13 protein-coding genes and 1 pseudogene are annotated in these 11,736 nt (G+C 45.4%); 10 read left to right on the top strand and 4 right to left on the bottom strand.

Translation table 11 applies throughout. The annotated features are described in order from the left end of the window. Nucleotides 1-225 precede the first annotated feature (225 nt). The 5 genes from HQRW_RS14210 (at nucleotide 226) to HQRW_RS14195 (ending at nucleotide 3,486) form a co-directional block, all read left to right on the top strand. Complete coding sequence (locus HQRW_RS14210; protein ID WP_011572905.1) at nucleotides 226-867, top strand: Era-like GTP-binding protein; 642 nt, start codon at nucleotides 226-228, stop codon at nucleotides 865-867. A gap of 5 nt (nucleotides 868-872) precedes the next feature. Continuing rightward, nucleotides 873-1,274, top strand: a complete 402-nt coding sequence (locus HQRW_RS14205; RefSeq protein ID WP_011572904.1) for a DUF2073 domain-containing protein — start codon at nucleotides 873-875, stop codon at nucleotides 1,272-1,274. A 93-nt stretch (nucleotides 1,275-1,367) separates the two neighbouring features. Further along, nucleotides 1,368-2,315, top strand: coding sequence for an OapC/ArvC family zinc-ribbon domain-containing protein (locus tag HQRW_RS14200; RefSeq protein WP_014557140.1), 948 nt, complete (start codon nucleotides 1,368-1,370; stop codon nucleotides 2,313-2,315). A 104-nt stretch (nucleotides 2,316-2,419) separates the two neighbouring features. After that, on the top strand, nucleotides 2,420-2,509 hold the full coding sequence (locus tag HQRW_RS17190; RefSeq protein ID WP_455429224.1) for a hypothetical protein: 90 nt from the start codon (nucleotides 2,420-2,422) through the stop codon (nucleotides 2,507-2,509). A gap of 179 nt (nucleotides 2,510-2,688) precedes the next feature. Continuing rightward, on the top strand, nucleotides 2,689-3,486 hold the full coding sequence (locus tag HQRW_RS14195) for a DUF7089 family protein (protein WP_014557139.1): 798 nt from the start codon (nucleotides 2,689-2,691) through the stop codon (nucleotides 3,484-3,486). 192 nt (nucleotides 3,487-3,678) lie between these two features. Here the strand turns inward: HQRW_RS14195 and HQRW_RS14190 are convergent, their stop codons facing one another. Then, on the bottom strand, nucleotides 3,679-4,257 hold the full coding sequence (locus HQRW_RS14190) for a DUF7090 family protein (protein ID WP_011572901.1): 579 nt from the start codon (nucleotides 4,255-4,257) through the stop codon (nucleotides 3,679-3,681). A gap of 184 nt (nucleotides 4,258-4,441) precedes the next feature. On the opposite strand from HQRW_RS14190, the gene HQRW_RS14185 reads away from it, so the two are divergent. From HQRW_RS14185 to HQRW_RS14180, 3 genes and pseudogenes are all read left to right on the top strand, one after another. Then, on the top strand, nucleotides 4,442-5,122 hold the full coding sequence (locus HQRW_RS14185) for a class I SAM-dependent methyltransferase (RefSeq protein WP_014557138.1): 681 nt from the start codon (nucleotides 4,442-4,444) through the stop codon (nucleotides 5,120-5,122). A gap of 108 nt (nucleotides 5,123-5,230) precedes the next feature. Then, a complete protein-coding gene (locus HQRW_RS15740) occupies nucleotides 5,231-5,380 on the top strand; it encodes a DUF2080 family transposase-associated protein (protein WP_014557137.1) in 150 nt (49 codons plus the stop codon). Nucleotides 5,381-5,383: 3 nt separating this feature from the next. Continuing rightward, nucleotides 5,384-6,654 (top strand): annotated as a pseudogene (locus tag HQRW_RS14180) (RNA-guided endonuclease InsQ/TnpB family protein). 21 nt (nucleotides 6,655-6,675) lie between these two features. Here the strand turns inward: HQRW_RS14180 and HQRW_RS14175 are convergent. Further along, nucleotides 6,676-7,620 (bottom strand): sulfurtransferase, encoded by a 945-nt coding sequence (locus HQRW_RS14175; protein WP_014557135.1) that lies wholly within the window; start codon nucleotides 7,618-7,620, stop codon nucleotides 6,676-6,678. A 254-nt stretch (nucleotides 7,621-7,874) separates the two neighbouring features. On the opposite strand from HQRW_RS14175, the gene HQRW_RS14170 reads away from it, so the two are divergent. After that, nucleotides 7,875-8,741, top strand: coding sequence for a sulfurtransferase (locus HQRW_RS14170; protein ID WP_014557134.1), 867 nt, complete (start codon nucleotides 7,875-7,877; stop codon nucleotides 8,739-8,741). Between the two features lie 89 nt (nucleotides 8,742-8,830). On the opposite strand, the gene HQRW_RS14165 is transcribed toward HQRW_RS14170, so the two are convergent. Next, the gene (locus HQRW_RS14165) at nucleotides 8,831-10,366 is read right to left on the bottom strand and encodes a stage II sporulation protein M (RefSeq protein WP_014557133.1); all 1,536 of its coding nucleotides are present in this window, start codon (nucleotides 10,364-10,366) and stop codon (nucleotides 8,831-8,833) included. Nucleotides 10,367-10,573: 207 nt separating this feature from the next. Here HQRW_RS14165 and HQRW_RS14160 point away from each other — a divergent pair, with 207 nt between their 5' ends. Beyond that, on the top strand, nucleotides 10,574-11,233 hold the full coding sequence (locus tag HQRW_RS14160) for a hypothetical protein (RefSeq protein ID WP_014557132.1): 660 nt from the start codon (nucleotides 10,574-10,576) through the stop codon (nucleotides 11,231-11,233). Nucleotides 11,234-11,302: 69 nt separating this feature from the next. On the opposite strand, the gene HQRW_RS14155 is transcribed toward HQRW_RS14160, so the two are convergent. After that, the gene (locus tag HQRW_RS14155) at nucleotides 11,303-11,596 is read right to left on the bottom strand and encodes a DUF7553 family protein (RefSeq protein ID WP_014557131.1); all 294 of its coding nucleotides are present in this window, start codon (nucleotides 11,594-11,596) and stop codon (nucleotides 11,303-11,305) included. Nucleotides 11,597-11,736 lie beyond the last annotated feature (140 nt).

Here is an 11,736-nt window from a genome sequence, read left to right as displayed (position 1 = left end):
GTTAATATCAATTACCTGTAAAAACAAGTGCAATAGTGCTATCCACTATATTCATCAAGGCTAGACCTAAGATGCCAGATGCTAGATATAATTTTGAGCGGGGAATCCTTAGATGTCATATTATATGTTGATGTCTGACGCGGTTTTAAGTGACCACAACAACGTGATACCGCCATACGCCACTTCGGGACAGTTGGTACCACTCAAGAGGCGTGGGAGGACAGGATGGGATTAATTACAAATCTACGTAAAAATATTGTACGGGTCGTCGACCGGCTCTTTTCGGATTCAGACCCGAAACGGATCGGTATTTATGGTCCACCAAACGCTGGGAAAACGACGCTCGCAAACCGAATTGCCCGTGATTGGACTGGTGACGCAGTGGGTCCTGAGAGTCAAATCCCACATGAGACGCGTCGCGCACGACGAAAAGAGAATGTTGAGATTAGCCGAGACGGCAAGACAGTCAACATTGATATCGTTGATACGCCTGGTGTCACAACTAAAGTCGACTATAAGGAGTTTCTGGAACATGATATGGAGAAAGATGATGCTGTCCGGCGCTCTCGTGAAGCGACAGAGGGAGTTGCTGAGGCAATGCACTGGCTCCGAGAAGATGTTGATGGTGTTATATATGTTCTTGATAGTACGCAAGATCCATTTACACAGGTGAACACAATGCTTATCGGAATAATTGAGAGTCAAGACCTCCCAGTGCTTATATTTGCAAATAAGACTGATCTCACAGCATCAAACGTCCAACAAATATCGAACGCGTTCCCACAACATGAAACTGTGCCACTGTCAGCACTTGAAGGAACGAACATGGATGAGGTATACGGCAAAATTGCGGAGTACTTTGGGTGAATGCAATGCCAGAAGTAACACCTGATGAAACTGAGGACCCACATATTGATGGCGTTCAGATTGATATGATCAGTGGATCTCGAATGGAAGATCTCGCGACCATGGAGAAGATTCGATTAATTCTTGATGGTGTTCGTGAGGGTAATATCGTTATTCTTGAAGAGGGACTCTCGCCAGATGAGGAATCTCGTCTTATTGAAGTAACAATGACCGAAATCAGCCCTGATGAATTCAACGGTATCGAAATTGAAACATACCCACAATCAACTGCTAACAATACCAGTCTCTTTGGACGACTAATTGGAGGTGAATCTCCGCAGAAACTCACAGTCATCGGACCAGCAGACCAGATTGAGACACTTCATAAGGATGAAAACCTCATTAGTGCGTTTATTTCACATAAATAATCCACCGTGAGAGAAAAGGCTCAACGTAAAAATAATCACATATTACGTCACACTACATCATACAACGACTATCATACGGACACCACTAATTAAATGCCACACGAATGTACAAACTGCGGTCGCGTGTTCCCTGATGGATCCAAACAAATGCTCTCTGGGTGTCCGGACTGCGGCGGAAATAAGTTCCAGTTTCGCCCATCATCACAGGAATCTGAATCTGGAATGCAATCTGACCCCCAACGGTCCGACCCTGACCGTGACTCACAACCACAATCAGATACGCACTCAGCAGCGAATCATCAAAATGAGTCCAAAATCAACACGAATACTCAACCTTCACGATCTAACAGTGATCCAGTTCCAAAACCAGACACGACAGAGTATGATGGCGTAGGTGCTGGGTCAAGTCCAGAGCACAAACACACCACGAATACATCCACGGATAACGAGCATACCAATCAATCAGATTCAGACTCTCAGTTTGACCCATGGCCACATGCTGATCCAAATCAAGGTAATGAGGAAAATGACGATAACACCGATCCGATTAGTACTCCTCACCATATTGATAATCCCACATCGGACACCACAACTTCGGCTGAAGATTCAAAATTACATAATCCCTCTGAGAAAGATGATGAAAATAACGCACAGGCAAGCGCTCGGGGAGATATTATTTCACCTGAAGAGCTTGCAGCCATGGGGGCATCCTCAGACGCCGAAGGGCACCCACAACAAGAGGTTCAATCACACTCGGAGTCATTAGACTCATCCTCGAAAGATCACTCTCAGACGTCCACAGGCGATTCTCAATCATCCTCTGAATCATCGACTGATACTGATGATCCAGGTCTCGATGACCTTCGAACTGAATTAAATCAGCAGTTCGAGAGTATCCGCATTGTCGCACCAGGGCAGTACGAACTCAATCTGATGGAATTGTATGACCGCTCGGAGTATATTATCTCATTACAAGAAGACGGACGATATGTCATTGAAGTCCCTAATGCCGGTCGTGAATTATCGGACAACACAAATTAATTCGCTTGTAGACAGAGTAATTAATCTCTGGAATATGATTCAGTAGTTATCTCTTGGCGAGCGATATTGAAGCATTTAAGAATAATGACTGAGTTCAGCCGAGCATGAGTCGCGCAACAAAGATTGTTCTTGGAACGATTAGCATATCGGCTGCTCTGACGATTTTTCTGATATTCGTTATTGCTTTTGGCTAGGCAATTATTAGTGAAATGATATTTCGATTCACTTCGAGTATATATACACTCCCTATTTCTATCAATATCTTTGATATGTTCATGCACAAATCTTCGCTAGTTTCGATTGATTTCTCATATGTTCTTTATCTTGTGTCGATAATCCGGATGCTGAAGACCCCGGACCACAAACACAGGATATGTTCGACCACCGAGAACTCTCATCCCCTGTTGCAGCAATTAAAGACGCGTATGCTCCTAACGCGATTATCCTTGATGTTGAATCGGACTTTGAGACAATTCCACCAGCAATAGCAGAAGGACTTGGAATATTCGTTGAGAGTGTTACCCCTTCCAGTTACCCAACAGATTGGCTTCCATCAGATGCTCCATCACCACTCATACAATATGCTGGATCAGAATTCACAATCGGTATGCCTGGTGATGGTACTGTTACATGGACCCGTCAAACAACCCCTCCAACAATATTGATTAAACAACGGGCGGCAGGAACACCAACACAATTTCTTGAATTTCTTATTGCAGAGGCAATTGTTCAAATCGATACTGGCGTTCCTGAGCATTTCCTCCCATTTTTCGAATCAGCGTACACTGAATTAGATTCAGCTGTTCCACTTGGACCAGCAGAGGTGTATCAACTTGCGGTTGCATTATATGACGCATGGGTCGGGTTGCAAACACGACCAACGTTCAATTCTTTGGATGAGACACACCCAGAATTATATACCGCATGGCATGATGCGGGTAATCGACTTAATGATCGACTTGAGGAACTCCCAGGTGCCGTTGCTCGGGGTGAAACAGGATTTGCTGATGCAACTGAATATGCATGCTCAGCAATTAAACATGATCTTGAACTTCCAACACCATTCACCGCGCTGGATACTCAGGCATTTCTTGAGTATGATGCTGAATATGCTGTTCGATGGGGACGAAAGACGTTCGAAAAGCTTGATGAGAGTGAAAGTCTGGATTAATTGATTCAATTCAAATGAATAATGAATACCACAACCGCAGTCATATGTCCCTCATTTACCCAAATCATCAGATATGAGTAATGTGTCATTCATATATACTGTTAATATATTTTGAGTTTTTGACTAACTACGGTAATGATGAGTTTGCAATCAAAAGATATCTGTCGGAAATATTAGCTGTGGATCATTTACTCAGAAATCAACAGTGACATTTCCATCAACACCAAGTTCAACAACAGCATCAAATCGATTACGGAAGCGTTCAATCGTTGCTGTCTCATGAACCTCCTTTGAAAGATGGAAAAGCCCGACTGCGTCATTTTCAACAAGCAGCTTCAGCAATTTATCAGTCGCCTCATACGCACCGTCAACATCAGCGTAATACGCCAATTCAGTCACTGAATCAAGACTTATCCGGCATTTTCCATCATATTTAGTTAAGAATTCGTCTGTCCGATCAACGATTCCATCAAGATCATCAGGTGCTGAAATATAATGAACACGGTCTGATTCCCGCCGTGAGTACCCTCGCTCAACTGAGAGCGCATCAAGAATGACGGCTCGTGACTCATCGACATCGTAGTATTCGAGTTTCTGATTAACCTCCCGAGCTGTCGTCCGCGTTGAAATGACCAAGAAATTATCAGTATCTGTTTTCAAAAAGTCTGTATCAATCCGGTCAGTTTCACCAATACTCGGATGTAATAATAATACTCCAGTTCCAGCAGGAATTGATTCTGGCGCACTCTCGATAGCGAGACCATACTCCATACCTGTAGCATTGATTCTGCTGACTTAATTTCACTGGAGTCATTTGCATAAATACTACTGTTCGATCATTACATTTTATTATCAATTAAGCTATAGTAGTCAGACTCAATTATCGTAGAGATTGTTACTAAGAACATATGTCTAAACCGACACCACCTTACAGAAATAGGAATAAATATCAATAATGAGTGTCCGACAGGAGTTCGACCAATGGGCAAATACAGGAAGGGACCGCGGAATGGAAGAGCGACATTGGCACACGGCAAAATATGCATTATCACGCATGCCCATTGAGGATGGGGAAACCATTCTCGACCTTGGAACAGGGTCAGGATATGCCCTGCGTGCTCTTCGGGAAACACAGGATATCGGAATGAGTGTCGGTCTCGATGGAAGTCCAAAAATGGTACAGAATGCACGAGAATATACGACTGACTCGCTATTATCATTCATTGAGGGGGATTTTCATCAACTTCCATTCGCTGATGGAGCTATTGATCACATCTGGAGTATGGAAGCCTTCTATTATTCTCAGGACCCGCTTCAGGTACTTACTGAAATTCGGCGAGTACTCCGAAGTGGTGGGAAATTCTTCTGTGCAGTCAATTTCTTTGATGAATCACAACACACACACAGGTGGCAGGATAGAATCAGCGTCGATATGCAATTATGGGATCAGACACAATACCGAGAGAAGTTTCGTGAAGCTGGACTATACATTGCCGAACAGGACACAATACCCGATGAGGAAACTGAAATACCGCCAGCTGATGATTTTCCAATAGAAGACTGGGAGACTCGCGAGGCAATGATCGACCGCTACCGGACGTGGGGTACACTCCTCACAGTAGGTGTCGCGCCGTGAATCATACTAAAATTATTTCCGCCAACTGCTGAAGCATTCTCCGGTATCGATTGTAAGCCGATATCGATTCATCTCTATTAACATATCATAATATAAATATGATTAGTAATGGATAGACATGAAATTGAAGATCACGAAGTCATCAAAGGCGAAATAAAAGCCACCGGCAACGGCGCACACGTCCTCGTTCCGAAAAACTGGCGAGACGCAGACGTGAAAAATGTCCAAAACGTCCGAACATCAGAACCCAACGAGTAATCCATGCATTACGCCTACAGGTATCGACTGCACCCGACCGAAGCCCAGCGAGAGACACTGGACTATCACCGTGATACCTGTCGGAAATTATACAACAACGCGCTTACCAAGTTCAACAAAATCGCCAAATCAGTGGGAACGCTCAACCAACGAGTGCGCCAAGTCCGCGACCAACTCACTGACCTCAAGGACTGGTGGACCGACCTCAACGACCTGTACTCTACGGTGTCGTAACCACTGTGATGCGCATTGAAAAGAGTATCAAAGCTTTCTCAGGACTCAAACAGAACGGGTACAACGTCGGGAGTCTCAATTGGAAATCACCAAGCGAGTTTCAGATTTTCACGTATGTACAGTCTGGCTTCGAGTTCGACAAGAAGAACGGTCAGACCGTCCTCTCACTCTCGAAAATTGCTGATATTCCTATTACTGTTCACCATGATTTTCCCGAGGATGTCACTGTCAAAGAGGTCTATATCAAGAAAGAACGGACTGATGAGTGGTGCGCCTCCTTCGCTGTCGAAGGCAAAAAAGAACCGAAGAAACCAGACAACCCCAACCGCTGTATCGGCATTGACCTTGGCATCCTCAAGTACGCTCACGACATGGGTGGGCGTGCGGTTGGCTCAGTTGACCTGAGAGGCGAACAAGAGCGACTCAAGCGCGAACAGAGGTCGCTCTCACGGAAACAACAGGAACAGGGGTCGAACAACTGGGAGAAACAACGGTTGAGGGTGGCTGAGTGCCACCAGCGAGTCAAGCGGAAGCGCCACGACTTCCTGCACAAACTCTCCAATTACTACGCTACCGAGTACGACTTGGTGGCTATCGAGGATTTGGATGTGAAATCGATGCTGGAGTCTGCTGGGAATAGTCAGAACACAGTTTCGGCAGCGTGGGACACATTCACCACACTGTTTGAACACAAGTGCAAGCGTGAAGGCACGCACTTCGTGGAGGTTGACCCGGAAGACACGAAAGGAATGTGCGTCATGTGGCGTCAAAACAGACAAGTCGCTGTGTGTACGTGACCACACTTGTCCTGTGTGGCTTCGAAGCGGACAGAGATGTGAACGCTGCGATTAACATGTTGTCGCGTGGTTTCAAGAAATGAGGACTGGACAGTCCGAAGACACAACACCTGTGGAGACTGCACTCCCGCTGGTTATGTTCATACCCTCTCGGGTAGTTCCGATGTTGTGGATGTACAGCGCGTCGTTGAGACAGGAAGCCTTAGTCTCAAGGAGCGACCGGCATCAACTGTGAGCGAGTAGGGTAAGGTAGGGTAGGGTAGTTCACGTTGTCCCCTCGGTTTCGAGTGCTCCATCACGAGCCCGCCATTCGGTGAGACTTCCCTCATAGAAGTCAATATCTGTGTATCCGAGTGAGCGCAAAACAATATATGTGTGACTGATCCGACGAGCCGTATTACAATATAGAACAACATGGGTCTTTGAGGTTATCCCAGCAGAGTCAAATATTGCTTTCCGCTCTTTCGGAGGTTTCAATCCTCGCGTTTCATCATCAACAACTGCCCGCCAATCGAGATTAATCGCACCAGGGAGGTGACCGGCTGCGTACTCTGAAGGATCGCGGGTATCAACCAATACAGCCGCTGGATCATCAACTGCAGTCCGCACCGTTTCATATCCAACAAGTGGCGAAGATGATACATCTGATTGGGCAGTTGCTTGATATGCTGATGAGTGAGTCGTATTAGTGTCTGTCCCGGATATCGTGTTATATGCTTGATTCCATGCACTGTAATCCCCGTTAAGCAGATGAAGTTTCTCAGGTGGATGCCCGTATACCTCCGCTGTGAGAAGGAATCGGGCAGCAAAGACACCATGTGTATCATCATATGCGACGATATCGTCAGTCTTCGCGATTCCAGCCGTTGTTAGAAGCCTTTCCCAATCATCACGCTCAGGTAACATTCCAGTATCGCCTGCTTCGCTGCGAAATGAATCAAACGGAATATTTACTGCCTCTGGAATATGTCCAATCCCTTCGAACTCCCATGTATCTCGAACGTCAACAATCGAGAGTTGGTCTAGATTAATATCGACGCTGTTGTCCAACTCAATATTGCTATTTGTGGTGTCTTGCGATTCGCTCATATCACCGCGCTGTGAACCGGTCCCTGAACGTGTATCTGGCTTTGATATCGGTGCTGCTCCTGTTATTGCGTCGACCCGTGTAGCGAGCCACGACATGTCGACGACGGCTCCTGTTTCCATACCCAAATACACCGTCTCATACTATTGAACGTGCTCAATTTAAATTTCGTGAGTAATTTTATTATTAATTTTGTCAGAGAAATAAGAATATATTGCTGGTAGTTATTGCCACTGTCTTTGTTGTTCTCTCCATCTACCTGTGTTGATATTCATCACGCCGATAACTCGGCAAAAAACACCGGTTAACCGGAGGATTGGCAGGACACGCCGTCGCTGTGGGAGTTAAACCGACACAGTACATCCACGTAGACGTAATGACAACTGATGATTATGCAAAAGATGTGTTAGTATCACCTGAGTGGGTTACAGACAGACTCGATGAAATCCAAAGTGATGATCCTGACTATCGTCTTGTTGAGGTCGACGTTGATACGGAGGCGTATGATGAGGCGCATGCGCCCGGTGCGATTGGATTTAATTGGGAAACACAACTTCAGGACCCAACCACTCGTGATATTCTTGATAAGGAAGATTTTGAAACACTTCTCGGAAATCACGGGATCTCAGATGACTCAACGGTTATCATTTATGGCGATAATTCTAATTGGTTTGCCTCATACACCTACTGGCAATTCAAATACTATGGTCACGATGACGTCCGGTTACTGAACGGTGCTCGCGACTATTGGCTTGATAATGACTATCCAGTAACCGATGAGGTTCCGGAGTACCCTACTGTTGAGTATGAAGCCCGTGGTCCCTTTGAGTCAATCCGCGCATATCGAGATGATGTTGACCATGCCATTGACCAAGATCTTCCACTCGTGGATGTTCGATCACCAGAAGAGTTCTCTGGTGAGATTCTCGCACCACCTGGACTCAATGAAACCGCACAGCGTGGAGGTCACATCCCAGGAGCATCAAATATCTCTTGGGCTGATACGGTCAATGATGATGGAACATTCAAATCTGCGGAGGAACTCGAATCAATCTATGCAGACTATGATATTGATGGTTCAGAAACAACTGTTGCGTATTGCCGAATTGGCGAACGCTCCTCAATTGCTTGGTTCGCGCTGCATGAACTTCTTGGCTATGATGAAGTTGTGAACTATGACGGCTCCTGGACTGAATGGGGCAATCTTGTTGGCGCACCAATTGAGACTGGTGGGGCAGACTAACGCAATTGCTCAAATAGTGCAGTTGAGTGAAGTAAGCTTTCTTTTTTTGATGATTAATATGATACACTGGTAACTGCATCATTCAGTGTTCACAGTATCATAGCCACCATTTCGAGTAATAACCCAGCAATTGATGCTGTCAGGAACGCCTCAATGAATGCTGCAAGAATAAAGAACGGTATCAATCCAAGTAAAATTTGATATGCTTGATAGATTGCATCTGCCCCCGATTCAGTGGTGACATCACCACGGACTGCGCGTATCAATACGCTTCCAAGCCAAAGCCCAGTGCCTCCGCCGACAATGATTGCTGGAATCTCAATGATACCATGCGGGGCGACGGATGCGATAAATACCTCTTGCGGGACTGCCCCTCCAACAGCGCCGATAATAATTCCGTTAAATACAAGCCCGACAATGGCAGGTACACCAACTACAATACCGCCATAAGCTAATCCGGCAGCGACAAGCCAATTATTCACTGCGAGATTGATGAACACCCCAAACGGAAACATCCCGAAGCTAGCACCGATATTATCAACCGAGACCGGTGTCGAGATATTCATCGTTTTCTGCCATCCAATAATTCCGCCAATAATAAGACAGCCGACTGATCCTAAATTTGCGATTGGATGTTCTCGCATAAATCTCACGACAGCTCGAATACTCCGATTGATTGCGCCTCGCTTCCAGATACCTCCTTGTTGTAGTGATGAAGTCGATTTATCAGTAAATGTCTGATTTGCGTATGCTGACGTTTTGAATCCATCAATAACCGCTGGAATAATAATCAATGCGATAATAGTTATCAGACGACTGACGCCACCGAACATAGCAATTCTGCCAGCTATTATACTGAACATGATCGCTCCAACAGTAATCATGAGATACTCGATGAGGAGGCGTGGACGATGCATTGGAAGCCGTGCACTTTGAGCTACAGCCTCGGTTCCACTTTGATTATCGATGACAACAGCCTGCTCGGCGAACGCAAATAACACCCATATAACCACAACCCCAACAATCCCGACCAACCCAAATAATACACTAATAAGCGTACTAATCACTCCCGCTGTTGTCCCGTCTCCTGCAATCCCAAATCCAAATCCGATTCTTATCACCGCAAGCAATCCGAGCGCACTGATAACACTCACAGCAAATACTAATCGAACGATCAACATTGCACGCCAGTGTTGCTTTGCACTTTTGAGACCGGATTCAATGCCATTGACATCATTCAGCACCCCGATAATCGCTCCGACAGTCATTGCTCCATTGAGAGCTGAGGATACCACTATTATTGCAATAGCGAGTATCACACTGACCGCTATGACCAGAATGATTGCTGGCGTAATGATTGAACCGAGTGTCTCGTTCATCGCTTGTGTGACCACTGCTGGATCACTCCCAGTTGCACTTCCTTCGCGTGCCTGATTGATAGTATCAATAAGAGTTCCAAGTTGTCCATTCTGGTCAATAATCCAGACCGTGAGCAGCCCAGCAATAATAATTGGGGCGCGAGCAACACCATATAGACCAGTTGCAAGCAAATACACCGGTAGTATCGCCGATGATCGCGCTGTTAAGAGGCGCAAACCAGTACGGAGCGCACGAATTGCAGGCACAACTGCATTATATCATCTACCAATTCGAGACTTTCGGAAATTGCTAATATGGCTTCCTAAGAATATCATGATAGTCATAGCGTTACTTTCGTACTCGAGTGAACTCTCTGATTAACAATGATCTGCATCACCCATTATGACTGAGAGACACCTTTCTGACGGCAACGATGGGTACAAACAGTCGCATCTCGAATATCAGGGCATATGATGGACGCCTCAGACCTTGCAGCAACACTTCGAGACGATCATGAAACCGCATTCTCCCGACTTGGCTCCTCGAAAGCAATGTACGCAATAACCAACGGGGAGATGGACGGTGGTATTGTTCGCGCTGCAGCAGCAATCAATGCCGATGCAATTTCAACAGTTACTGACGAATGGATTGATAATAACATTTCAGATACTGACGGTCATGTAGACGAAATCGATGAAACAGACCCGGATGCGGTATTTGCTCTTATCGCAACTGATGCAGGTAAACGCGCTATGGATCTTAACCCTGATATATCTCAAAAAGAAGCAGTCAGCCGACCTCGCTTGTATGATGTATTAGAATCAATGGAAACAATAGCCTCCCGACTTGGTGGACTTCTAGCACGCTCACTTATTACGATTGAGCAAGTGAGCCAAATGGTTGGCTTTTTTATCGGAAATGCCGACACAAAAACGGCCAACGAGTTCCGTGATCTTAAACGCATGATTGAGTCTGACCGTGATCGTATACTCACAGCGCTTAATTCAACCTGTGAGAGTGATACTGCGTGGGAGGATGCGCAAAACAGCGCCGACGCAGTTATTGAGGCAGCATATGACGAATACGTTGATTCACTTGAACAAATGGGAATCAAGCCAAAGAATGTCTGCTGATGTCGATATGCTCGCTTACAACTTGTTTCATTTATTTTTCTAGGACAAACTATTCTATATTCAATATATTCAGTGAGCACTCGAGTCAGACTCACCATGAGCCGCTGTAAGATCAGATTTGGCTTGATGGAGATACTCGTTCACATCCTCTGGAGTGTCATCTGCCTCTTCAACGGTCTCTATTAGGGTCTGAAGATCATCTAGTTGCTCAGTAAGTTGACGTTCATGTATTTGCTGACTGCGTGCTGCCAGTTCTGCGATACTATTTGATTGCTCATATAATGTTCGTTGGATACTTCCATCCGCAGTCTCGCTTGCTGCACGGAGCTTTTCACTTGCATTCTGCAGTCGTTCTTGATCCATGTGATATAATATATCACTGCAGCGCAAAATGTTTTACAATATAAGCATCATGATATATTAATATATTTAGTAGTTCACAGAAGAATTTGATGCTTAACTAGACATATATCGGTCAGAATAGTTCTCTCGCATCGAATGAG

The sequence above is a fragment of the Haloquadratum walsbyi C23 genome, from assembly GCF_000237865.1.
Taxonomy (GTDB): Archaea; Halobacteriota; Halobacteria; order Halobacteriales; family Haloferacaceae; genus Haloquadratum; species Haloquadratum walsbyi.
The sequence above is the reverse complement of the archived record's forward strand: the minus strand, read 5'-3'. Positions and strand labels throughout refer to the sequence as shown.

Excerpts from the sequence above, each read along its gene's own strand:
- HQRW_RS14205 (WP_011572904.1), top strand. The coding sequence starts at position 873 with ATGCCAGAAGTAACACCTGATGAAACTGAGGACCCACATATTGATGGC.
- HQRW_RS14190 (WP_011572901.1), bottom strand. The coding sequence starts at position 4,257 with ATGGAGTATGGTCTCGCTATCGAGAGTGCGCCAGAATCAATTCCTGCT.
- HQRW_RS14185 (WP_014557138.1), top strand. The coding sequence starts at position 4,442 with ATGAGTGTCCGACAGGAGTTCGACCAATGGGCAAATACAGGAAGGGAC.
- HQRW_RS14200 (WP_014557140.1), top strand. The coding sequence starts at position 1,368 with ATGCCACACGAATGTACAAACTGCGGTCGCGTGTTCCCTGATGGATCC.
- HQRW_RS14210 (WP_011572905.1), top strand. The coding sequence starts at position 226 with ATGGGATTAATTACAAATCTACGTAAAAATATTGTACGGGTCGTCGAC.
- HQRW_RS17190 (WP_455429224.1), top strand. The coding sequence starts at position 2,420 with ATGAGTCGCGCAACAAAGATTGTTCTTGGAACGATTAGCATATCGGCT.
- HQRW_RS15740 (WP_014557137.1), top strand. The coding sequence starts at position 5,231 with ATGGATAGACATGAAATTGAAGATCACGAAGTCATCAAAGGCGAAATA.
- HQRW_RS14155 (WP_014557131.1), bottom strand. The coding sequence starts at position 11,596 with ATGGATCAAGAACGACTGCAGAATGCAAGTGAAAAGCTCCGTGCAGCA.
- HQRW_RS14195 (WP_014557139.1), top strand. The coding sequence starts at position 2,689 with ATGTTCGACCACCGAGAACTCTCATCCCCTGTTGCAGCAATTAAAGAC.
- HQRW_RS14160 (WP_014557132.1), top strand. The coding sequence starts at position 10,574 with ATGGACGCCTCAGACCTTGCAGCAACACTTCGAGACGATCATGAAACC.
- HQRW_RS14170 (WP_014557134.1), top strand. The coding sequence starts at position 7,875 with ATGACAACTGATGATTATGCAAAAGATGTGTTAGTATCACCTGAGTGG.
- HQRW_RS14175 (WP_014557135.1), bottom strand. The coding sequence starts at position 7,620 with ATGGAAACAGGAGCCGTCGTCGACATGTCGTGGCTCGCTACACGGGTC.